We start from the raw sequence: 22,192 nt of genomic DNA on the forward strand, positions 1-22,192 counted from the left end.
GAATGCCTCAACTGCTGACCGGCGCCACGGTCATCGACGGACTGGGCGGTGACCCGGTGCACCGTGGTTCGGTGCTGATCGACGGTGATCGGATCGCCGCCACGGATGTACGGGAACCGGCGCGCGATGCCGACCTTGTCGATCTCAGCGGACTGACCCTGCTGCCCGGCCTCATCGACGCGCATGTCCACCTCGGGCACTCCAGCGAGATGCGGGCCGTCCTCAACATGGAACTGTCCGTCGCCGAGCGGGCAGCGGACATCTTCCGCACACTGCGCCAGACCGTGGAAGCGGGGTTCACCGCCGTCCGTGACTGCGGCGGGATCGATCACGGAGTGCTGCGCACCGTGGGCCGTGGGCTCGTGCCCGGACCCAGGATCTGGGCGTCCGCTTCGCCCCTGGTGCAGTGCGGTGGACACGGGCACCTCGGTTCGCCGTTCCTGCCACCGGACGAGACCTTCCACTTCCGGGTGCGCGGGCTGACCGCCGCGGGCCGTATCTCCGACGGCTGCGACGAGGTGCGCAAGGCGGCTCGGGAGTGTTTCAGGCAGGGCGCGAGCTTCCTCAAGATGGCGGTCACCGGAGGGGTGGTGTCCATTGCCGACTCGCTGGACGACACCCAGTTCACCATCGAGGAGATCGCCACGGCGGTGAGTGAGGCGCGGGCCCGGCACACCTACGTCACCGTCCACGCGCACAATGTCGCGGGCATCCACAACGCGGTCAAGGCGGGCGTGGAATGCGTCGAGCACGGGACCGGGATCGACGAGGAGACCGCCGCGATGATGGCGGCCGGCGACGTCAGCCTCGTGCCGACCCTGTCCATCGCCCAGGTCCTCACGGAGAACTTCGAACAGCACGGACTGCCGCCGCAGATCCGCGAACGCGTCGGCGACACGATGCAGGGCATGACCGACGGCCTGCTGGCCGCCCGGGAGGCGGGCGTCCCCGTCGGCTCCGGCTCCGATCTCATCGGACCGAACCAGAACCGGCGAGGCCTGGAAATCGCCCTCAAGGCCAAGATCATCGGCGCGCGGGAGGCGATCATGTCGGCCACCTCGGTGAACGCCTCCATCATGCGCGTCGCGGACAAGATCGGCTCGATCGAGCCGGGCAAGTACGCCGATCTCGTCGCGGTGGACTTCGATCCGCTCACCGAGCCGGAACTCTTCGACAACCCCGACCGCGTCGTCCTCGTGATGAAGGGCGGCACCATCGTCAAGGACACCCGCAAGTAGCGGGGGAGAGGCAACCAATGGCGGATCACGGCAGCACTCCGCAGGCAGCCGACGGCTACGCGGTGGTGCTCAACGAGGAAGAGCAGTACTCGATCTGGGACGTGTCGCTGCCGATACCGGGCGGCTGGCATGCCGAGGGGTTCTCGGGCGGCAAGGAGGACTGCCTCGCCCACATCGAAGAGGTGTGGACGGACATGCGCCCACGCAGCGTACGTGCCGACTGAACGGTCGGCCGCGGCCGGGAAGGGAGACGATCGACTTGGCCATGTGGTCGAGTGAGTTGAAACCGCTGGTCGTCGGGATCGGCGGCACGGGACGACCTGGATCGACGACGGACAGGGCGCTGGCGACGGCCCTGCGGGGCGCCGCCGAGGCCGGTGCCCGAACGCGTCTCTTCGATGCCGCGTCCCTCGGCGTGCTGCCGCTCTTCCAGCCGCACCAGACGGAGCGCAGCGAGCCCACCCTCGAACTGTTGGACGCCCTCGCCCGCGCGGACGGTGTGCTGCTGGCCAGCCCCAGCTATCACGGCGGCGTCTCGGGGTTGATCAAGAACGCGCTGGACTATCTGGAGGACCTCAGCGACGCTCCCCGGCCCTATCTGGACGGACGCGCGGTCGGCTGTGTGGTCACCGCCGCAGGGTGGCAGTCCGCCGGGACCACTCTGTGCGCGCTGCGGTCCATCGTTCACGCGCTGCGCGGCTGGCCGACCCCGTTGGGGGTCGCGCTGAACACGACCGAGCATCCGCTGACCTCAACCGACATCGAGACCGGCCGCCGATTCGAGACACAGCTGCTGACGGTCGGCCGTCAGGTGACCGAATTCGCCATGGTGTTCGGTGGATCGAGCGAGACCGTGGCAGGGGCGACCAGGTGACCTCACAGTCCGATCCCACACCTCGAACGGCACCTGCCGCAGGGCACACCACGGCGGAGCGCATAGCGAGGTTCAGACAACGGCAGCAGCAGGCACGCGAGCCGGGATCAAAGCGGGCGGCGCGGCGACAGCACGTACTGGGCAAGCTCACCGCGCGCGAGCGCATCGAACTGCTCCTGGACGACGGCTCCTTCATGGAGACCGACCCGATGGCCCGCCATCGCTCGACCAACTTCGGCATCGACGGCCGACGCCCGATGGGCGACGGCGTGATCACCGGTCTGGGAACCGTCGACGGCCGTCAGGTATGCGTGTACGCCCAGGACGCGACCTCCTTCAACGGCAGCGTCGGCGAGGTGTTCGGGGAGAAGGTGGGCAAACTCCTCGACATCGCCATGGAGATCGGCTGCCCGGTGATCGGCATGAACGACTCCAGCGGCGCGCGGCTCCAGGAGGGTGTGCTCGCGCTCTCCGCGTACGGCAAGGTGGCCCGGAGGGTGGTCACCGCGTCGGGCATGATCCCGCAGATCTCGGTCATCATGGGCATGTGTGCCGGCGGCGCGGTCTACACACCGGCCGCGACGGACTTCATCGTCATGGTCAAGCGGACCTCGCACATGTTCGTGACCGGCCCCGACGTGATCCGCTCGGTGACCGGAGAGACGGTGGGCCTGGAGGAGCTCGGCGGGGCGAGCGTCCACGCGCGGCGGACCGGCAACGCGCACTACATGGCGGCCGACGAGGAGGACGCCCTCGCCTACGTCAAGGACCTGTTGTCGTATCTCCCGAGCAACAACCTGGACGAGCCGCTGAGTTACCCCACCCGTGTCGATCCGGCGGGCACGGCCGGGGACCTCGAACTGGACTCGGTGATCCCGGACGCCTCCGAGCAGCCGTACGACATGCACCGGGTGATCGAACGGCTCGTGGACGACGGGGACCTGCTCGAAGTGCACCCTGAGTTCGCGCCGAACATCCTCTGCGGGTTCGCCAGGATGGAAGGGCACAGCATCGGCGTGGTGGCCAACCAGCCCATGCACCTGGCCGGCTCACTGGACATCGACGCCGCGGAGAAGGCCGCCAGGTTCGTCCGGTTCTGTGACGCGTTCGGCATTCCGATCCTGACCCTGGTCGACGTTCCCGGCTTCCTGCCCGGCACGGTTCAGGAGTACGGGGGGATCATCCGTCGGGGCGCCAAACTCGGGTTCGCCTACATCGAGTCCACGGTGCCCAAGATCACGGTCATCACCCGCCGGGCGTACGGCGGAGGGTACGCCGTGATGGGATCGAAGGAGCTGGGCGCGGACATCTGCTTCGCCTGGCCCACCGCGGAGATCGGCGTGATGGGCGCCCGCGGCGGTGTCGACCTGCTGTTCCACCGGGATCTCGCCGAGGCCGATGACCCCGTGACGCTGGAGCGGTCCCTCGGCGAACAGTACGAGGAGACGCTGACCAGTCCCTATGTCGCGGCCGAACACGGCTGCGTCGACGACATCATCGCGCCGTCCGAGACGCGTCTTTCCGTGATCCGCGCGCTGCGTGCCCTGCGGAAGAAGCGGGTCGCGCCGTTGCCGAAGAAGCACAGCAACATTCCACTGTGACGGTACCGACACGACAGGAGTCACTGATCACATGGCGCACGTACGTGAGGGGCTGAACGCACAGCTGCGGGCGCTCATCGGGATCACCGCCGGGATTCCGCTCGGTCCCGGCATGGGTGTGCCCGGCGGGCAGGACAGCCCGGCTGCGGTTGCGGACGACCTGCACTGCCCGCGATGCGGCCTGCCGACCGGACATCTCGGGCAGGACGGACCGGCAAGCGGGTCCGTCCCTGTGAACCCCGTCATGTCACTGGTCTGAGGCGCCGTCGGGCAAGGCGTCCGAGTCGTCGCGGGCCACCGCCGCGGCGACCGCCGCCCGGTTCGACACACCGAGCTTGGCGAACACGTTGGACAGATGCATCTCCACCGTCTTCTCCGCGATGTGCAGCCTCTTGGCGATCAACCGGTTGGTCAGCCCGCTGCTCACGAGCGCGGCGATCTGCTGCTCCCGGCCGGTCAGGGCGATCACGCAGCTCTCCGGATCGGTGCTCCTGGCGTGCGGAGCACGCGCCGCCAACCTGCGGCGCTCGACGCGCGCCTGTCGCGCCAGAACGGTGGCTCCCAGTTGCTCGCAGGCCAGCTGGGTCGCCTTCAACTCCTTTGCCGCGTCGTCGAATCGGCCCTCGTGCCACAGGGCGAGCCCTACGATCAGGCGAGCGCGCAGCGCGTCGATCACCCGGCCCGCCTCCTCCAGTCCCCCCGCGGCATCCTGCGCGGGAGCCAGGGCCGCTTCCGGTTTCTGACGCAGGAGCACCTGCGCCTGGGCCAGCGTCGCCAGAGCCATACGGCCGGGCTGACCGAGGAGTTCCGCCGCGTGCACGGCCCGCTGCACCCACTCCTCCGCCCGCTCCGGCCGGCCCGCGGTGAGTTCCGCCCGGACCAGCAACTCGTACCAGGCGACCCGAGAACCGGCGTCGGCGGTCGGCAGGTCCGGTCCGCCGGCGTCGGTGACAAGAGCCAGGCACCCCTCGTGGTCGCCGTTGAGCAACCTCGCCTCACCCAGGATCCGCAGGGCGAGCGCTTCCTTCCAGCCGCTGGCCGAGTGCCGGGGCTGCAGGGTGGCGGCGAAGGAGTTCTGCAGCGCGCTGTCGAGATCGCCGAGAGCGATGTCCACGTATCCGCGCACCGCGTAGGCGTTGACGAGTTCTTCCGGACTGTCCGTGCGCTCGGCGAGGTAGACCGCGTGCTCGACGGCGACGTGTGCCTCGGTGAGCTTGCCCCGGTCGCGCAGTACGAACGCCTTGCCGGCCAGCAGATGCGGCAGGAACAACCGGTATCCGCTGCGCATGGCGAAGCCGACCCCTTTTTCGAAGTGCCGGAGTGCTTCGTCCCAGCGTTCGAGCAACACCTCGCTCCAGCCGATCCACATCACCGCGTCCAGGCTCTGCGCGAGCTCGCTGTCCAGCATCCCGTCCAGGATCGTGGTCGCCTGTCGGAGCAGCTCGTAGGCGAGTTCCGTGTGCCCGTTGGCGGTGTTGGCCATCGCCATCAGGCCGAGGCACGATGCCTGCAAGGGGCGGTGCCCGTGCCGCTCGACCACGGCCAGTGCCTCCTGCGCCCACTGGTAACAGCCCAGTGGATCGCCGCTGTGCAGCTGTCCGGCGGCTATCTCGAACTTCAGTGAGGCGCGGACCAGGGCGTCCTCGCTGCCGAGAGCGGCGAGCTCCAGGCGCAGCATGGCATCGGTCTCCTCGCGGCCCCCGAGCAGCCGTTGCACCATCGCGACGAAGGCCACGGCTTCGGCGTGCTGGGCGACCGGATCCCTGGGCAGGATGCTCAGTGCTTCATGCATCAGGTCGCGACACTCCCGCAGTTGGCCCGTCGCCCCTCGGGCCTCCGCGAGCAGGATCATCATCCTGGCCCGTTGAGCCTCGAAACGGGGTTGCTGCGGGAGGGCCCGCAGAGCGGTGGTGAGCCAGGCCGATGCCTTGCCGGGATCGGTGAAGGCCACGGCGCGGGCCGCTTCGTCGAGTATGTCGACGGCGGCGAGATCGCCGTGTCTGATCCACTGCTCCACATGCGGGGCGCGCTCGAAGGGCGAGGCGCCCCGTGTACACAGGGCTTCGTCGGCGCGGAGGTGCATGTCCACACGCCAACTCAGTTCACTGTGGTTGTAGATGGCCCGGTGGACCACCGGGTGACGGAAGGCGAAGTACTGGCCGCGCACCACCGGGTGGACCAGGTCCCGCCGGATCAACTCGCCGATGGTGCCCAGCACTTCGGTCTCGTTCCGGCCCAGCATCTGCGTGAGCAGCCCGGCTTCGAACTCGTGGCCGATGATTGCGGCGGCATCCGCGACTTCTCTCATCTCGGGCCGCAGGGAGGCCAACTCCTCGGTATACCGGGCGTAGTTGCCGAAGCGCGGTGTCTGGTGCAACCGGGACAGATCGTCGCGTGTGGTGAAGACCGGCTGTTCGGAAATGAGCGCCTTCAGATATCCCGGGTTCCCCTCGCTCTCCCGGTACAGGTGCCGTCGGTTGAATGCCGTGGCCTCACCGGCCAGCATTTCTTCCGCTTCCTCTTCCGGGAGCGGTTCCAGGTGTATATGGTCGACGACCATCTGCTCGGACCGGCCGCGTAGGGCCGCCTGCAGTCGCGGGGTCGCCTGTCGATTCCGATAGGCGAGCACGAACAGCACCGGAGCCTGTGGTGGTCTGCGCAGCAGACTCGCCAGGAGTTCGACGGACGCCGGATCGGTGACATGGCAATCGTCAAGGACGAGAACCAGCCTGGGTGCTGCGAGCTGTTCCAGAAAACCACGCACGGAGCGGAAGCCGGTCTGCGCCGTGCACTTCACGGCGTCGGTCACACCTTCTCGGTCGAATCCCATGGTCAGCCGGAGAGTTGTGATCAACTCCTCGCGCTGCCAGGGCGGCAGTCGCTCCACTGCCGCGCGCACGAGATCGTGCTGGTCGTTGAATGCGTCCGAAAACAGACTGAATGGCGCTTCGTCATCACGTCCATCGACTCGGCCGGTGAATACACGGGAGTTTCCGGACCGGGCGATGCCGGCGAACCTTCCCAATACCGCTGTCTTGCCAACGCCTGGATCTCCGGTTATTTTGACAAGCCGGGCGACTGGCTGCCGTGGCCCTGTCTGACGGAGAGCACTGCTCAGCGTATTCAAGACGTCTTGCCGACCGAAAAGCGTCTCTGTTTGTGCGGGCGTGGGTGCAGAGTCTGCGGTACCCCACGCCTCGGAATCGGGTGAAATAGTGGACTGACGTGGATTGCGGTCTGTACGTGCCATCGTCCCCCCGTAGTGCCGAAAGGTGCACATCCATGGCGTGGTGGACCGCACCCCCGTGATTCGTACACTCCGCTTGGCACGTTAGCAGCACGGACGGGTGGTCGAACAGGCGTCCCCGTGACGGCGGATTGCCGATCACTCCTGAAACCTCTAGGTCGTGCGCCGTACTTGGCAACCCTTTTACGGGGCCCGAGGTGTGGACGTTGACCGGAACTCATCGAATGAGTGACTGATTCCCGGAGGCTGTGCGGTAGATCGACTGCGGGTGTCTTGTTCGTGTCGTGGCGCCTCGGCGGTGGAGCGCCGCCGGCGCGGAGGGCGGCCGGCGCCCGGATGCAGGGGATTCGGGCCGACCGGGGCGCGGGGAGGCCGGTCGACCCTGCCCCCCTGCCCAGGGTTATCCCCAGTGCCTAGGGAGCCCCGAAGAGGCCAGACTTGGCGCGTACTTCCTCTGTCCCGTGCACCTGCTGTGTCCGAGTGCGGGGCCGTCGCTGTTTGGAGGAACGCGTGAGCACGCGAATGTATGCACTTCCGATCGACCAGACGCGGTGGCAGGTCCCCGGTGGCGGGACGACGGTATTCGACTGGGAATACGACGAAGGCCGCGACCGGCTGCTGAGCCTGTACGAGAAAGGCAAGCAGAAGCAGTGGGACGCGGCCGAGCGTCTCGACTGGTCGATCGACATCGACCTCGACAACCCCATGGGCGTGCCGGAACAGACCATCGCCATTTACGGGTCCCGGGTGTGGAGCAAGCTCAGCCAGAAGGACAAGGGCGTCATACGCCATCACCTCGCCTCCTGGCAGTTCTCGCAGTTCCTGCACGGCGAGCAGGGCGCGCTGATCTGTTCCTCCAAAATCGTGCACACGGTGCCCGATCTCGACTCCAAGTTCTACGCGGCAACCCAGGTGATGGACGAGGCCCGGCACGTCGAGGTCTACTCGCGCTACCTCAGGGAGAAATTGGGGCTTGCCTACCCGATCAATTCCAGTCTCAAGTCCATCCTCGACGACGTCATATCCGACGCACGCTGGGACATGACGTATCTGGGTATGCAGGTTCTCATCGAGGGTTTGGCGCTGGCCGCGTTCGGACTGATCCGGGACAATGCCACGGAGCCGTTGGCCCAGGCGCTCAACACCTATGTGATGCAGGACGAGGCCCGGCACGTCGCATTCGGTCGGCTCGCCCTGCGCGACTACTACCCCGAACTCACCCAGGCGGAACGGGACGAGCGCGAGGAGTTCTGCATCGAGGCGTGCTACCTGATGCAGGAGCGGTTCGTCGGGGAAGAAGTCTGGCGCAATCTGGACATCGACTCGGATGAATGCATCGAATTCATGCGCAACTCCGAGCATTTTCGCGCCTTCCGTAGCCATCTCTTCTCCCGGATCGTGCCGACGCTCAAGGACATCGGAATCTTCGGACCGAAGATGCGGCATGCGTTCTCCGAGATGGGAATCATCGGCTACGAGCATCACGACGTCGAGTCCTTGATGGAGCAGGACGAGAAGATCGCGAGCGACCTCGACCGCAGCCGAATCGAGCAGGTCGAGCAGGTGATCAAAAGGGGCGGCGACGAGGCCTGACGCCGCGCATCCCCCATACCCCCAGGCCGGATCCAGGCCTTCCGCATCCAGCCCTTCCCCATCCAGCTTCCTCAGGAGCATTGAGTAGTGACGACTTCCGAACCGGCGCGCAAGCGGCTGGGCTTCCTCGCGGTGACCTTGACGGCGTCCGGGGGCACCTTTCTCGCGATGCTCGACTCAACGGTCACCAACCTGGCAGTGCCGGATCTCTCCAAGGACTTCGCCACCGCCTCGTTACCCGACCTCTCCTGGGTCATCAGCGCGTACGCGGTGTTCTTCGCGGCACTCCTGGTGCCGGCCGGCCGGCTGTCGGACGTACTGGGCCGGCGACGACTGTTCCTGCTCGGCATCGGGATCTTCACCGGGGCCTCGCTGTTGTGCGGTCTCGCGCCCAGTCTTCCGGTCCTCATCGCGACCCGCGCACTGCAGGGGGCCGGCGCCGCGGCGATGATCCCGGCCTCGCTGGCCATCCTGCTCCTCGACGGGCCGACGGACCAACGGGTGAGGTCGATCGGTGTGTGGAGCGCGGCCTCGGCGTTCGCCGCGGCGGTCGGCCCCAGCGTCGGCGGGGTGCTGGTCGATCTGTTCGGCTGGCGCTCGGTGTTCTACGTCAACCTCCCCTTCGGTGTCCTGCTGATCTTCGCGGCCGTACGGCTGCTGCCCCGTGCGGCGGGCTCGGAGGAGAGGCGGATTCCGGACCCGCTGGGCACCCTGATGGTCGCTCTCGCGGTCGGTGTGATGACCCTGGGAGTCACGGAGGGCGGCACCTGGGGCTGGTGGGACGGCAGGACTCTGGCCTGTCTGGTGGGCGGAGCCGCCCTCGCGGTCGGCGCCGTGCTGCGCTCCAGGAACCATCCGGTGCCTGCCCTCGAGACCTCTCTGCTGGGCAATCGCTCCTTTGCCGTCACGAATGTGGTCTCGCTTCTCTACGGTATGGCGCAGTACCCGTGGCTGTTGGTCAGCGTGCTCTACCTGACCGGCTCCTGGCACTACTCCGAACTCAAGGCGGGCTTCGCCATGACACCGGGCGCGGTCGCGGCCTCCGTCGCCGCGCTGGCGATGAGCCGGCTCGCTCCGCGACTGGGAGGACCCCGAGTCGTCACGCTGTCCGGGCTGCTGATCTTCGAGGCGTGCGGCCTCTGGCTGGTCTTCGGGCTCACCGGCACCCCGTCGTTCCTGACCTTCTGGCTGCCTGCGGGCTGCCTGGCCGGCATCGCCATGGGAGCCGTCACGATGGGGACCTCGGCCGCGGCGGCGCTGAGCGCCCCGCCCACCCGGTTCGCCGCGGCAAGTGGTATGAACACCACCGCACGGCAATTCGGCGGCGCGCTCGGCATCGCGGCACTGGCGGTGATCATGCAGCAGCGCACCGAGGACGGCGGCGGCACGAGCCTCGACCCGTATACGGGCGTCTTCGTCTTCTCCACCATCGCCGTCGGCGTGGCCCTGGTCATCAGTCTGTTCTGGCTGCGTCTCACCCCGCCGCCGCAGACGGCGGCCGGCGCCGCCGCCAAGGGCGGGACGGCGTCGGCGGCCGCCGAGGAACGGAGCCGTGGATGACGGAGTCCGGCCAGTACGAACCACGGCGCACCGCCCTGGTGACCGGTGCCAACAGAGGGCTCGGCAAGGAGATCAGCCGACAGCTCGCGGCGCTGGGGACGAGCGTGCTGCTGACCGCCCGGGACGAGGAGTCGGGCAGGGCCGCCGCGGCCGAACTCGAGGCCGAGGGCGGTGCCGTCCGATTCGCACGGCTGGATGTGACCGAGGAGAAATCGATCCGTTCGGTCGCCGAGCTCGTCGACGCGTCCTTCGGCCGGCTCGACATCCTCGTCAACAACGCGGGAGTGAGCGGATTGGTCCGGGGGGAACGCCCGCCTCTGGACCGCATAGGAGTAGACACGTTGAGGAGCACGCTCGAGACGAACTTCGTGGGACCGTTCGCGCTCACCCAGGCGTTGCTGCCCGCACTGCGCAGGGCGGGGGGCCGGGTGGTGAACCTGACCAGTGCCCTGGCCACCTTCGCACGGGCCGCGGGTGGCGGTCCGGTGGGACGGGCGGACCTCATTCCCTACTGTGCGTCCAAGGTGGCACTGAACATGACCTCGGTGCTTCTCGCCGACCAGTTGAGGGATTCGGGCGTCACCGTCTGCGCGGTCTCCCCCGGTTACGTCGCGACCGACATGAACAACTTCGCGGGTACGAGAACGGTTCAGGAGGGTGCGCGGACCGTTGTGCGCTTCGCCACCGCGGCCCCCGATCAACTGCCCGACCGTGCCTTCGTCACGGAGGAGGGCGTCGCCCACTGGTGAGCGGCGACCGTCATAGGACGATGACTCCACGAGGGCTGCACCCTGGGGTCGCCTTCTTCTCGTCGTAGGTGTCCGCCAACACCCCGATGGCCTTGCCGAGGTTCGCGAACCGCGAGCACTTGGCGACGGGAGAGCGGGACGGCACCGCGCCCCTCGGTTCGCCTCGAACCGAGGGGCGCGGCACGGAACCCCGTGTATGTCTGATCAGACGGTTTCGGCCGTCCCGGCCGAGTCGTTCGGGATGTCGCGCCGGGACAGCGCCAGGTACGCGACGAAGCCGACGATGGCGACGGTCCAGGACGCGGTGACCGGGCCGAGGCCGAGCGCGAGACCGCCGCGTGCGTGGCTGAGGGCCATCCAGTCGGCGACCGACGCGCCGAGCGGGCGCGTGATGACGTACGCGGTCCAGAAGGCGGCGACCGCGTTCAGGGAACCCCATCGGTGGGCGATGGCCGGGACCGCGATGGCGACGGCGTACAGGACGGCCGAGCCCAGGTAGCCGAGGCCGATGGTGGCGGAGAGGTCTCCGGCCGCGGTGCCGAGCGCGAAGGTGGCGAGCACGGTGGCCCAGTAGAAGGCCTCGCGGCGGCGGGTGCGGATGCTGTGGATGGAGAGCGTGCGCTCACTGGCGTACCAGACGGCGAACACGGCGCCCAGCGCGACCAGGAAGAGCGGCGTGGAGATCGCGTACGGAACACCGAGCCCGACATGGAGCACATCCGCGGCCATCGTGCCGAACACGCTGACCATGACGATCGCGGTCCAGTAGATCCAGGCCACATAACGGCGTACGGCGAACTGGAGTGCCAGCGACGCCGTGAGAGCCAGCCCGCCGAGCCCGACGGCGGGAATGGGCCCGATCCAGTGGGCCAGGAAGTCGGAGGCCGTCTCGCCCATTCCAGTGGTCAGCACCTTGATCACCCAGAAGTACAACGTGACTTCCGGGACCTTGCTCGCCAGGACGGCGACAGGCGGGGCGCTTCGAGAGTGACGGGTGAGGTGCTCGGTGCTCATGACCCGCACAATGACACGGCCGACCGGCCCTGCCACAGAGGGCTTTGCCATCGCTTGGAAGCTTCTGGAGCAGGACTTGCCAGGAGTCCCGACGAGCCTGAACACAACCTGAACGGCCCGGCGGAATGCCTGGTCGGCGCCATGATCCCGGTGATACGAAGAGAGGTCGCGCGCGGCTCGCCCGTGCCAAGTGCGGCGGCGGGCCCCGGGTCGGCCCGCAGGTCTCGCGAGTGTCCCCCCGGACGTGCCGAGAGTGTCCCCCGGAACCGGTCCCGGCAACCCGCCGCGCGTAAACCGCGCCCGTCACTCGCCGCTCACCAGCACCACCTCCAGGGTGCGCGGACCGTGCACCCCCTCGACCCGGTCCAGCTCGATGTCGCTGGTGGCCGAGGGACCGGAGATCCAGGTCAGCGGACGCGCCGGATCGAGGCGTTCCATGGCCTGCGGTACGGAGGCCACCACCTGGCCGGGAACCCGGACGACGCAGATGTGGTGGTCCGGGATCAGGGTGATCCGACGGCGGCCCTGGTCCGGACCGCCGTCGAGGACGATCGTGCCGGTCTCGGCGATGGCGACGGCGCAGCCGGTCACCACGCTCGCCACCTTGTCGAGCTCACGGGGCGTGCTCACGGCACGGTCGTGGACCCGGGTGGGATCCGCCGCAGACATCCACTCCGGCGGGAGCCCGGGCGGCACGAGCACATACTGAGGTCCGCGTTCGGCGAGCAGCCGCATGATGACGTACGGCAGCTCCTCGTCGGTCGCGCGGTGCACGATCGCCCGGTAGTCCGCCAGGTTCTCCGCGAGCAGGTCCACCGTCTCCGCGACACTCCGCGCACCGTGCTCGCGCAGATAACTCCGGTCGACGGCCTGCTCGTACTGGGGGTCCCGGCCAGGCCGTTCAGGCGCCGGGGGAGTGTCGTCCCGGGGGACGTCCGCGAGGGCCCGCCGCACCCGGCCGAGGATCAGATCCCTGCTGCTCACTTCGTCGTGTCCTTTCCGCCCCGCGTGCGCTGCCACCAGTCGCGGAACGACTCCGCCGGGACCGCGGGCAGATCGCGGGTCTCGCTCCACGCCCGGCCGGGGCCCGGCAGGGTCCGCGGGTGGAAGCGGCGGGTCCGGGACGCCAGCCGCTGCCCGGTGCGCAGTGCGCCGGGGTGGCTGAACGCCCATCGCGCCGCGCGCATCGCCGCCCGCTCGGCGGCGTGCCCCTTGGCCGGCTTCAGTACGACCGTGTTGCCGTCCCGCGTCGCCGGGCCGCCCTGCGCGATCCGTTCCCGCAGATGAACGAGGACTTCCGGGATGTCGATGGCGACCGGGCAGACCTCGTAGCAGGCCCCGCACAACGAGGAGGCGTACGGCAGTGAGGCGTCGATCTCGCTCGCGGTGCCCCGGAGTTGCGGGCTGAGGATCGCGCCGATCGGGCCCGGGTAGACCGAGCCGTAGGCGTGGCCGCCCGCCCGCTCGTACACCGGGCAGACATTCAGACACGCCGAGCAGCGGATGCAGCGCAGCGCCTGGCGGCCGACCTCGTCGGCGAGCGTGTCGGTGCGGCCGTTGTCCAGCAGGACCAGATGGAAGGTCTGGGGACCGTCCCCGTCCGTGGTGCCCGTCCACATCGAGGTGTACGGGTTCATGCGCTCGGCCGTCGAGGAGCGGGGGAGCGTCTGGAGGAACACCTCCAGGTCCCGCCAGCTCGGCACGATCTTCTCGATGCCGACGACGGAGATCAGGGTCTCGGGGAGCGTCAGGCACATCCGGCCGTTGCCCTCGGACTCGACGACCACGAGGGTGCCGGTCTCGGCGACCATGAAGTTGGCGCCGGAGATGCCGACCTTGGCGCGCAGGAACTTCTCGCGCAGATGCAGACGCGCCGCCTCGGCCAGTTCGGCGGGCGTGTCGGTGAGCCCCTCGGGCGCCGGGCGGCCCCACGCGCCCATCTCGCGGACGAAGATGTCACGGATCTCGCCGCGGTTGCGGTGGATCGCCGGGACGAGGATGTGCGACGGCCGGTCCTTGCCCAACTGCACGATGAGTTCGGCGAGATCGGTCTCGTACGCGTGGATGCCCGCGGCCTCCAGGGCCTCGTTGAGCCCGATCTCCTGGGTGGCCATCGACTTGACCTTGACGACCTCGCTCTCGCCGGTCATCTCGACCACGGCCGTGACGATCCGGTTGGCCTCCTCGGCATCGGCGGCCCAGTGCACGACACCACCGGCCGCGGTCACCGACTCCTCCAACTGCACGAGATAGCGGTCGAGATGACGGAGCGTGTGGTCCTTGATCCGTTTGCCCGCCTCACGCAGCTCCGCCCAGTCGGAGACCTCGGCGACGGCCTTGGCCCGCTTGGCGCGGATGGTGTGGGTGGCGTGCCGCAGATTGCCGCGCAGGGTGGCGTTGTTCACGGCCTCGTGCGCGGCCTTCGGAAAGGCCGGCATTCCGACGAACGTTCCACTCATGCGCTCGGCTCCTCTTCCGTGCTCGCTCCCGTGCCGGCTTCCGGTCTCGTTTCTGGTCTCGCTTCCGCGCCCGCTTCCGTGCTCGCCAGGATCTCCGCGATGTGCACCGGCCGCATGTCCGTCCTGAGGCGGCCCATCGTGCCGCCGATGTGCATCAGACACGAGTTGTCGGCGGCGCACAGCACCTCGGCGCCCGTCGACTCGGCGTTGCGCACCTTGTCGGCGCCCATCGCCGCGGAGACATCGGGGTTCTTGACGGCGAAGGTGCCGCCGAAGCCGCAGCACTCGTCGGCGCCGGGCAGCTCCCGCAGCTCAAGTCCCTTGACGGCCTGGAGCAGTCGGCGCGGCCGGTCGCCGAGCCCCAGGCTCCGCAGGCCGTGACAGGTGGGGTGATAGGTCACCGTGTGCGGGTAGTACGCCCCGACGTCCGTCACACCGAGGACGTCGACAAGGAACTCGGTGAGCTCGTACGTCTTCGGCACGACCGGCGCCAGGGTCCTGGCCAGGGTGTCGCCGCGCCCCTCCGCGCGGGCCCGTTCGCCCATCCGTGGATACAGCTCCCGCACCATCGCCCCGCACGATCCGGACGGTGTCACGATCGCCTCGTACTCCCCGAAGACATCGGAGAAATGCCGGGCGAGCGGCTCGGCCTCATGGCGGTACCCGGTGTTGTAGTGCGCCTGCCCGCAACAGGTCTGCCCCATCGGGAAATCGACGTCGACACCCAGTTTGGTCAGCAGTTTCACCACGGCGCGGCCGGTGTCCGGATACAGCGTGTCGTTGACACAGGTCAGGAACAGGGCGACACGCATCGCGGCTCCTTGGTCTCGGTCATCGGATGGGTGCAGGGTACGCGGCGGGTGCGCGGCCGGGGAGGCAGCGCGCGCCCGCCGTACGGACGGCGCGTTTTCGCGGCGCGTTTCACGATGCGCTTCACGGCGGACGGTTCACGATGTGCGCCGCCTGTCCGCCGCATGTGCGCTTCACGGTGTGCGCCGCATGTCGGTTTCACAGGTGTGCGCCGCGATGTGCGCTTCACGGTGTGCCGAGCCTCGCCTCGGCCGCGCGCCACGCCGCCGTGTCGCCCCGCGGCTCGTAGCGGCGGAGCGGCTGGGTGCGCGCCACCAGCGCGCGCATCTCGGTGCGGTCGCCGACCAGTCGGTGCGCCCGCGCCTGGACGAGGACGTTGCCGAGCGCGGCCGCCTCCGCCGGTCCCGCCACGACCGGCAGACCGCAGGCGTCGGCGGTGAGCCGGCACAACAGCTCGTTGCGGGTGCCGCCGCCGACGATGTGCACGACGTCGACCGGATGGCCGGCCAGGGACTGTGCCTGCTCGATCGCCCGTCGGTGCGCGAGCGCGAGGGAGTCGAGGATGCAGCGGGTGATCTCGGCGCGGGACTCGGGCCCCGGCTGCCCCGAGGCCCGGCAGGCCTCCGCGATCCGCGACGGCATCCGGCCCGGCGCGAGGAACGCCGCGTCGCCCGCGTCCACGACGGAGCGCAGCGGCGCCACCCCGGCGGCGGCCGTGAGGAGCTCCCCCAGATCGGGGTGGCCCCATTCGCGTACGCACTCCTGGAGCAGCCACAGGCCCATGATGTTGCGCAGATAGCGGACCGTGCCGTCCAGGCCGAGCTCGTTGGTGAAGTTGGCGGCCCGGCTCGCCTCGGTGAGGACGGGAGCGTCCAGCTCCAGGCCCGCCAGGGACCACGTGCCGGTGCAGATGTACGCGAACCGCTCCCCGGTCGCGGGGACGGCGGCCACCGCGGAGGCGGTGTCGTGCGAACCGACCGTCGTCACCGGCACCGGTCCGGTCGTCCCGGTCTCCTCCAGCACCCGCGGCAGCAGTGTCCCGGCCGGGTCGCCGGGACGGCGCAGCGGTGCGAACAGCCCGAGGTCGATGCCGAGCCGTTCCGCGAGACCGTACGACCAGTCGCGGGTCCGCGGATCGATCAACTGGGTGGTGGAGGCGTTGGTGAGCTCGGTGCCCGCCTCGCCGGTGAGCCAGTACGCCAGCAGATCCGGGATGAGCAACAGGCGCTTGGCTGAGGCGAGTTGGGCGGAGGAGCGGGCGGCCGCCAGCTGATAGAGGGTGTTGAAGGGCGCGTACTGCAACCCCGTCGCCGCGTACAGTTCGGCGGCGGGCACGCTCGCCCACACCTTCTCCGCGACGCCCTCCGTGCGGGCGTCGCGGTAGTGCACCGGGTTGCCGAGCAGTGCCCCGTCCGCGTCCAGCAGGCCGTAGTCCACCGCCCAGCTGTCGATGCCGACGGAGTCGACCTGCCCGGCCGCGCGCAGTCCGTCGAGGACCCCCGCGTACAGCGCGAGGATGTCCCAGCGCAGCCCCTCGGGGACCCGGACCGGCCGGTTCGGGAAGCGGTGCGCCTCGGTCAGATCGAGCGTGTCCGGGCCGACGCGGCCGACCATGACACGTCCGCTGGACGCGCCGAGGTCGACCGCTGCGTAGGTGTGCGCGGCGTGGGTGTGCGGGGCGCTCATGGACGTCATCGCAGGAACGCGGCGGCGACGCCGGCGTCGACCGGGACGTGCAGCCCCGTGGTGTGCGTCAGGTCCCCGCCCGTGAGGGCGAACACGGCGTTCGCGACATGCTCCGGAAGCACTTCCCGCTTGAGGATGGTCCGTTGGGCGTAGAACTCGCCGAGCTTCTCCTCCTCGATGCCGTACGTCGCCGCCCGCTGCGCGCCCCAGCCGCCCGCGAAGATGCCCGAGCCGCGCACGACCCCGTCGGGGTTGACGCCGTTGACCCGGATGCCATGCGCGCCCAACTCGGCTGCCAGCAGCCGTACTTGGTGTGCCTGGTCGGCCTTGGTCGCGGAGTAGGCGATGTTGTTGGGGCCGGCGAAGACGGCGTTCTTGGACGCGATGTAGACGATGTCGCCGCCCAGTCGCTGCGCGATCATCACCCGGGCCGCCTCGCGCGAGACGAGGAAGGAGCCGCGGGCCATGATGTCGTGCTGGAGGTCCCAGTCCTTGGCGGTGGTCTCCAGCAGCGGCTTGGAGATGGAGATGCCGGCGTTGTTGACCACCAGGTCGACACCGCCGAAGGCCAGCACCGCCGCCTTGAAGGCGTCGGCGATCTGCTCCTCGGAGGTGACGTCCACGCCGACGGCGACGGCCTTGTCGGGACCGCCGAGTTCTGCGGCGACCCGTTCGGCGCCCTCGGCGTTCAGGTCCGCGACGACGACACACGCGCCCTCCGCCACCAGCCGTTCGGCGATGGCCCTGCCGATCCCGCTGCCCGCGCCCGTCACCAGGGCGACCCGGGTGGCGAGGGGCTTGGGCTTCGGCATCCGCTGGAGCTTGGCCTCCTCGAGAGCCCAGTACTCGATGCGGAACTTCTCCGACTCCTCGATCGGCGCGTACGTCGAGACGCCCTCGGCGCCCCGCATCACGTTGATCGCGTTGACGTAGAACTCGCCCGCCACCCGTGCCGTCTGCTTGTCCTTGCCGAAGGAGAACATGCCGACTCCGGGGACCAGCACGATCGCCGGGTCCGCGCCGCGCATCGCGGGGGAGTCGGGCAGCGCGTGCCGCTCGTAGTAGGCCGCGTACTCCACGCGGTACTCGGCGTGCAGCTCCGCCAGCCGGGCGAGCGCTTCGTCGAGGGAGGCGGCCGGCGGCAGGTCGAGGACGAGCGGCCTGACCTTGGTGCGCAGGAAATGGTCCGGGCACGAGGTGCCGAACGCCGCGAGCCTTCGGTGTCCGGCGCGTGCGAGGAAGTCGAGCACCTCGTCGGAGTCGGTGAAGTGGCCGACCTGAGGGCGGTCCTGGGAGGCGATGGCCCGGATGTGCGGCGCGAGCGCGGCGGCCCGCTCGCGGCGGTCCGCCGGGGCGAGAGCCTCATACCCCTCGACGACGGGCCCGAACGGCTCCGCCTTCCCGCGGTCGGCGAGGAAGGCCTCGGCGGTGCGGATGATGTGCAGCGAGTTGCGCTCGCACTCCTCGGCGGTGGCGCCCCACGCGGTGATGCCATGGCCGCCGAGGACACAGCCGACGGCCCCCGGGTTGGCCTCCTTGACCGACGCGATGTCCAGTCCCAGCTGGAATCCCGGCCGACGCCACGGAACCCACACCACACTGTCGCCGAAGCACTCGGCGGTCAGCTTCTCCCCGTCGGCCGCGCAGGCGAGCGCGATCCCCGAGTCGGGGTGCAGATGGTCGACGTGCGGCGCGTCGACGAGCCCGTGCATCGCCGTGTCGATGGACGGCGCGGCGCCGCCCTTGCCGTGCAGGCAGTAGTCGAACGCGGCGACCATCTCGTCCTCGCGCTCGACGCCCGGGTACACCTCGGTCATCGCCCGGAGCCGGTCGAGACGCAGCACCGCGAGTCCGGCCTCGGTGAGGGTGCCGAGGTCGCCGCCGGACCCCTTCACCCACATCAGCTCGACGTCACCGCCGGTCACGGGGTCGGTGTCGGTGCCCTTCGCGGAGGTGTTGCCGCCCGCGTAGTTGGTGTTGCGGGGATCGGCGCCGAGCCGGCGCGACCGGGCCAGCAGAGCGGCGGCTTCGGGATGGGGTGCCATGTTCCAGGTCCTTAAGGAGAGTGTGCAGGTGCACTGGGGGACGAACCGAGGAGAAGAGCCCCGACAGGGGCGCGGGGAACTGCGCGACCGGCCACGACGATTCCCGCGGCCCGCGGACCACCGAGTGGGGCAGACGCGGCGCGGCGGGCCGTCCCGGCAGAGCCCGTCCCGCCGAGGAACCCGCCCTCGGAAGCGGGCTCCTGCGCAAGGGGGGCTAGGCTCCCCACCCCGCCTGGGTCCCCCCGACCCGCTCGGCGGCGATCCGCTCCGCCCACCCGGACCGGTGGTACGCGGCGACCGGGTCGGGGTCGAGCCCCAGCTCGGTACGGACCTCGGCGAGCAAGGGACGTACGTCCGTGTTGTAGGCGTCCATCACCACCGCGTTCGCGGCCAGCACGTCCCCGCTGCGCTGGGCCTCGGCGAGCGCGGCGCGGTCGACGAGGAGTGCCTTGGCGGTGGCCTCCTGCACGTTCATCACCGAGCGGATGATTGCCGGGATCTTCGCCTCGATGTTGTGGCACTGGTCGAGCATGAAGGCCACGTCCGGGGTGAAACCGCCGCCGCGGATCACCTCGTACATGATCCGGAACAGCTGGAAGGGGTCGGCCGCGCCCACCATCAGGTCGTCGTCGGCGTAGAAGCGGGAGTTGAAGTCGAAGGCGCCGAGCTTGTTCTCGCGCAGCAGCGTGGCGACGATGAACTCGATGTTGGTGCCGGGGGCGTGGTGCCCGGTGTCGACCACGACCTGCGCCTTGGGGCCGAGCTTGAGGCAGTGCGCGTACGCGGTGCCCCAGTCGGGGACTTCGGTCGCGTAGAAGGCGGGCTCGAAGAACTTGTACTCCAGCAGCATCCGCTGGTGGTCGCCGAGCCGCGCGTAGACCTGCGCCAGGGCCTCGGACAGCCGGTCCTGGCGCTCGCGCAGGTCGTCCTGGCCGGGATAGTTCGTCCCGTCGGCGAACCACAGCTTCAGGTCCTTCGAACCCGTCGCGTCCATGATGTCGACGCATTCGAGCAGGTGGCCGACGGCCTTGCGGCGCACCGCCGCGTCCGGGTGGCAGACGGAGCCGAGCCGGTAGTCGTCGTCCTGGAAGGTGTTGGAGTTGATCGCGCCCAGCTTCAGGCCGCGTTCCTCGGCGTGCTTCGCCAGCGCCGCGTAGTCGTCGACCCTGTCCCAGGGGATGTGCAACGCGACGGTCGGGGCCGCGCCGGTGAACTCGTGCACCTTGGCTGCGTCGTCCAGCTTCTCCTGCGGGGTCCGGGGCACGCCCGGTTGCGCGAACACCTTGAATCGGGTTCCCGAGTTCCCGTACGCCCACGACGGCGTCTCGACGGCCTGGGTCTTGAGCGCGGCCTTCACCGCGGCGAACTCGGTCACTTCGGGACTCCTACGACTTCGAATGGGAACGGCTTCTTCGACGGCTTCCTGAACCGCTTCGCGACGGCCGCGCCGGGCACCTCCCGCGGCAAGCGCCGGCGGGCTTCCGAGGGGCTTCCCGAAGGGCTCCCCCAAGGACTCCCCGAAGGGCTTCCCGCGGTCCTGCTCGCAGGGCTTCCTGAACACAGCATCTGAAACGATTCAGGAGGTGAAGCTATGAGCCCCCCGAAGGGCTGTCAACCCCTCCGGCGTGGACCGTTCGTCGTGACCCTGTTGTGACACAAGGCCGTCGAAGAATTTCGACACGAACCCATTGACGCGACCTGGGTGACATGCCTAACGTCCCGGCAACCCAATTGAAACCTTTCACGACGCTGTGGGGGCCGTCCCGCCGACGTCGTCGAGGAGCCCCTCATGACCCACCCGTCCGACACGGGACCGACCGCGGTGCTGGCGCTGAAGGACCTTTCGAAGTCCTTCGGCGCCGTACGCGCCCTGCGGGACGTGTCCCTGGAACTGTTCCCCGGCGAGGTGCACGCGCTCGCCGGAGAGAACGGCGCGGGCAAGTCGACCCTCATCAAGACGCTCGCCGGCGTGCACCGACCGGACGCCGGCCAGGTGGTGCTGGACGGCGAACCCACCGTCTTCCACGGCCCCGCCGACGCCCGGGACGCGGGCATCGCGGTGATCTACCAGGAGCCCACGCTCTTCCCCGACCTCTCCATCGCCGAGAACATCTTCATGGGCCGTCAGCCCCGGCGGGCGCTCGGCCGCATCGACCACAAGGCGACCCACGCGGCGACCGCCGCCCTGATGGAGCGCCTCGGCGTCGAACTCGACCCCGAGCGCCCGGCGCGCGGTCTGTCCATCGCCGACCAGCAGATCGTCGAGATAGCCAAGGCGCTCTCCTTCGACGCCCGCGTCCTGATCATGGACGAGCCGACCGCGGCTCTCACCGGCAGCGAGGTGTCCCGGCTGTTCGGCGTGGTCCGCACTCTGCGCGAGCAGGGCTCGGCGGTGCTGTTCATCTCGCACCGCCTGGAGGAGATCTTCCAGATCTGCGGGCGCGTCACGACGTTGCGCGACGGGGCCCTGATATCCAGCGAGCCGCTGGAGGGCATGACGGAGGACGACCTGGTACGCCGGATGGTCGGCCGCGACCTCGACGAGCTCTACCCCAAGCAGGACGTCGAGGCGGGCGAAGTCGCCCTGAGCGTGCGCCGGCTGACCCGGGAGGGCGTCTTCACCGATGTCTCCTTCGACGTCCGGCGGGGCGAGATCGTCGGACTCGCCGGGCTCGTCGGCGCCGGCCGCACGGAGGTCGCGCGGTCCGTGTTCGGCGTGGACCGCTGGGACGCCGGAGAGGTGGAGGTCGACGGTCGGGCGCTGACGAACGGCGCCCCCTCCACCGCCATGGCCGCCGGGCTCGCCCTCGTCCCCGAGGACCGGCGCGCCCAGGGCCTGGTGATGGGCATGTCCATCGAGCGCAACATCGGCGTGACCGGGCTGCGTACGACGGTCAGGGCGGGCCTGATGGACCGCGGGGCCGAGCGCAGCCGCTCCCTCGACTGGGCCGTCAAGCTCCAGGTGAAGTACGCCCGGATCGCCGACAGCGTCTCCACGCTCTCCGGCGGCAACCAGCAGAAGGTCGTCCTCGCCAAATGGCTGGCCACCGGCCCCAAGGTGCTGATCGTCGACGAGCCCACACGGGGTATCGACGTCGGCACCAAGGCCGAAGTGCACCGGCTGCTCAGCGAGTTGGCCGCCGACGGGGTGGCCGTCCTGATGATCTCCTCCGATCTGCCCGAGATCCTCGGCATGGCCGACCGCGTGCTCGTCATGCACGAGGGCCGGCTCACCGCAGAGATCCCCCGCTCCGAAGCCACCGAGGAATCCGTGATGGCCGCTGCCACGGGGAGGGCCGCCGCATGACAGCCATCG

General features: G+C 69.4%; 17 protein-coding genes. 9 read left to right on the forward strand and 8 right to left on the reverse strand.

Features of this window, described 5'->3' with window-relative positions; all coding sequences use genetic code 11:
- Positions 1 to 2: 2 nt before the first annotated feature.
- From ACZ4N5_RS21100 to ACZ4N5_RS21120, 5 genes are read left to right on the forward strand one after another with little or no spacing between them, the layout of a single operon-like run.
- Positions 3 to 1,238: a metal-dependent hydrolase family protein gene (locus ACZ4N5_RS21100; RefSeq protein WP_467758588.1), complete on the forward strand. Its 1,236-nt coding sequence runs from the start codon at positions 3 to 5 to the stop codon at positions 1,236 to 1,238.
- A 17-nt stretch (positions 1,239 to 1,255) separates the two neighbouring features.
- Positions 1,256 to 1,462, forward strand: coding sequence for an MbtH family protein (locus ACZ4N5_RS21105; RefSeq protein ID WP_467758589.1), 207 nt, complete (start codon positions 1,256 to 1,258; stop codon positions 1,460 to 1,462).
- A gap of 41 nt (positions 1,463 to 1,503) precedes the next feature.
- Positions 1,504 to 2,112 (forward strand): NADPH-dependent FMN reductase, encoded by a 609-nt coding sequence (locus ACZ4N5_RS21110; protein WP_467758753.1) that lies wholly within the window; start codon positions 1,504 to 1,506, stop codon positions 2,110 to 2,112.
- Complete coding sequence (locus ACZ4N5_RS21115; protein ID WP_467758590.1) at positions 2,109 to 3,713, forward strand: acyl-CoA carboxylase subunit beta; 1,605 nt, start codon at positions 2,109 to 2,111, stop codon at positions 3,711 to 3,713. Before ACZ4N5_RS21110 ends, ACZ4N5_RS21115 begins: the two co-directional genes overlap by 4 nt.
- Positions 3,714 to 3,744: 31 nt before the next feature.
- A complete protein-coding gene (locus ACZ4N5_RS21120) occupies positions 3,745 to 3,972 on the forward strand; it encodes a hypothetical protein (RefSeq protein WP_467758591.1) in 228 nt (75 codons plus the stop codon).
- On the opposite strand, the gene ACZ4N5_RS21125 is transcribed toward ACZ4N5_RS21120, so the two are convergent.
- Positions 3,961 to 6,993, reverse strand: coding sequence for an ATP-binding protein (locus ACZ4N5_RS21125; protein ID WP_467758592.1), 3,033 nt, complete (start codon positions 6,991 to 6,993; stop codon positions 3,961 to 3,963). The genes ACZ4N5_RS21120 and ACZ4N5_RS21125 overlap by 12 nt on opposite strands.
- 477 nt (positions 6,994 to 7,470) lie before the next feature.
- Here ACZ4N5_RS21125 and ACZ4N5_RS21130 point away from each other — a divergent pair, with 477 nt between their 5' ends.
- From ACZ4N5_RS21130 to ACZ4N5_RS21140, 3 genes are all read left to right on the forward strand, one after another.
- Complete coding sequence (locus ACZ4N5_RS21130) at positions 7,471 to 8,553, forward strand: ferritin-like domain-containing protein (RefSeq protein WP_467758593.1); 1,083 nt, start codon at positions 7,471 to 7,473, stop codon at positions 8,551 to 8,553.
- A gap of 87 nt (positions 8,554 to 8,640) precedes the next feature.
- Positions 8,641 to 10,113: an MFS transporter gene (locus tag ACZ4N5_RS21135; RefSeq protein ID WP_467758594.1), complete on the forward strand. Its 1,473-nt coding sequence runs from the start codon at positions 8,641 to 8,643 to the stop codon at positions 10,111 to 10,113.
- Positions 10,110 to 10,862 carry an SDR family NAD(P)-dependent oxidoreductase gene (locus tag ACZ4N5_RS21140; protein WP_467758595.1) on the forward strand — a complete coding sequence of 251 codons (753 nt, stop codon included), beginning with the start codon at positions 10,110 to 10,112 and terminating at the stop codon, positions 10,860 to 10,862. Before ACZ4N5_RS21135 ends, ACZ4N5_RS21140 begins: the two co-directional genes overlap by 4 nt.
- Before the next feature lie 204 nt (positions 10,863 to 11,066).
- Here ACZ4N5_RS21140 and ACZ4N5_RS21145 read toward each other — a convergent pair whose 3' ends face one another.
- The 7 genes from ACZ4N5_RS21145 to rhaI all read right to left on the reverse strand — a co-directional run bounded on the left by ACZ4N5_RS21145 (position 11,067) and on the right by rhaI (position 20,251).
- Positions 11,067 to 11,876, reverse strand: coding sequence for a COG4705 family protein (locus tag ACZ4N5_RS21145; protein WP_467758596.1), 810 nt, complete (start codon positions 11,874 to 11,876; stop codon positions 11,067 to 11,069).
- A 303-nt stretch (positions 11,877 to 12,179) separates the two neighbouring features.
- On the reverse strand, positions 12,180 to 12,860 hold the full coding sequence (locus tag ACZ4N5_RS21150) for a LutC/YkgG family protein (protein WP_467758597.1): 681 nt from the start codon (positions 12,858 to 12,860) through the stop codon (positions 12,180 to 12,182).
- Positions 12,857 to 14,335, reverse strand: a complete 1,479-nt coding sequence (locus ACZ4N5_RS21155; protein ID WP_467758598.1) for a LutB/LldF family L-lactate oxidation iron-sulfur protein — start codon at positions 14,333 to 14,335, stop codon at positions 12,857 to 12,859. The genes ACZ4N5_RS21150 and ACZ4N5_RS21155 overlap by 4 nt, the downstream gene beginning before the upstream one ends.
- Positions 14,332 to 15,147, reverse strand: coding sequence for a (Fe-S)-binding protein (locus ACZ4N5_RS21160; protein WP_467758599.1), 816 nt, complete (start codon positions 15,145 to 15,147; stop codon positions 14,332 to 14,334). Before ACZ4N5_RS21160 ends, ACZ4N5_RS21155 begins: the two co-directional genes overlap by 4 nt.
- Before the next feature lie 223 nt (positions 15,148 to 15,370).
- Positions 15,371 to 16,831: a rhamnulokinase gene (locus ACZ4N5_RS21165; protein ID WP_467758600.1), complete on the reverse strand. Its 1,461-nt coding sequence runs from the start codon at positions 16,829 to 16,831 to the stop codon at positions 15,371 to 15,373.
- A 5-nt stretch (positions 16,832 to 16,836) separates the two neighbouring features.
- Positions 16,837 to 18,876 (reverse strand): bifunctional aldolase/short-chain dehydrogenase, encoded by a 2,040-nt coding sequence (locus ACZ4N5_RS21170; RefSeq protein WP_467758601.1) that lies wholly within the window; start codon positions 18,874 to 18,876, stop codon positions 16,837 to 16,839.
- 214 nt (positions 18,877 to 19,090) lie between these two features.
- The gene (gene rhaI, locus ACZ4N5_RS21175) at positions 19,091 to 20,251 is read right to left on the reverse strand and encodes an L-rhamnose isomerase (RefSeq protein WP_467758602.1); all 1,161 of its coding nucleotides are present in this window, start codon (positions 20,249 to 20,251) and stop codon (positions 19,091 to 19,093) included.
- Positions 20,252 to 20,665: 414 nt separating this feature from the next.
- Here rhaI and ACZ4N5_RS21180 point away from each other — a divergent pair, with 414 nt between their 5' ends.
- Entirely contained in the window at positions 20,666 to 22,183 is a 1,518-nt protein-coding gene (locus ACZ4N5_RS21180; RefSeq protein ID WP_467758603.1) for a sugar ABC transporter ATP-binding protein, read from the forward strand.
- Positions 22,184 to 22,192 lie beyond the last annotated feature (9 nt).

Source organism: Streptomyces sp. NPDC026500 (genome assembly GCF_055567635.1).

Bases quoted from the DNA above. Each gene is read 5' to 3' on its own strand.
- ACZ4N5_RS21100 (WP_467758588.1), top strand. From the start codon at position 3: ATGCCTCAACTGCTGACCGGCGCCACGGTCATCGACGGACTGGGCGGT.
- ACZ4N5_RS21105 (WP_467758589.1), top strand. From the start codon at position 1,256: ATGGCGGATCACGGCAGCACTCCGCAGGCAGCCGACGGCTACGCGGTG.
- ACZ4N5_RS21110 (WP_467758753.1), top strand. From the start codon at position 1,504: ATGTGGTCGAGTGAGTTGAAACCGCTGGTCGTCGGGATCGGCGGCACG.
- ACZ4N5_RS21120 (WP_467758591.1), top strand. From the start codon at position 3,745: ATGGCGCACGTACGTGAGGGGCTGAACGCACAGCTGCGGGCGCTCATC.
- ACZ4N5_RS21125 (WP_467758592.1), bottom strand. From the start codon at position 6,993: ATGTGCACCTTTCGGCACTACGGGGGGACGATGGCACGTACAGACCGC.
- ACZ4N5_RS21140 (WP_467758595.1), top strand. From the start codon at position 10,110: ATGACGGAGTCCGGCCAGTACGAACCACGGCGCACCGCCCTGGTGACC.
- ACZ4N5_RS21145 (WP_467758596.1), bottom strand. From the start codon at position 11,876: ATGAGCACCGAGCACCTCACCCGTCACTCTCGAAGCGCCCCGCCTGTC.
- ACZ4N5_RS21155 (WP_467758598.1), bottom strand. From the start codon at position 14,335: ATGAGTGGAACGTTCGTCGGAATGCCGGCCTTTCCGAAGGCCGCGCAC.
- ACZ4N5_RS21160 (WP_467758599.1), bottom strand. From the start codon at position 15,147: ATGCGTGTCGCCCTGTTCCTGACCTGTGTCAACGACACGCTGTATCCG.
- ACZ4N5_RS21165 (WP_467758600.1), bottom strand. From the start codon at position 16,831: ATGAGCGCCCCGCACACCCACGCCGCGCACACCTACGCAGCGGTCGAC.
- ACZ4N5_RS21170 (WP_467758601.1), bottom strand. From the start codon at position 18,876: ATGGCACCCCATCCCGAAGCCGCCGCTCTGCTGGCCCGGTCGCGCCGG.
- ACZ4N5_RS21180 (WP_467758603.1), top strand. From the start codon at position 20,666: ATGACCCACCCGTCCGACACGGGACCGACCGCGGTGCTGGCGCTGAAG.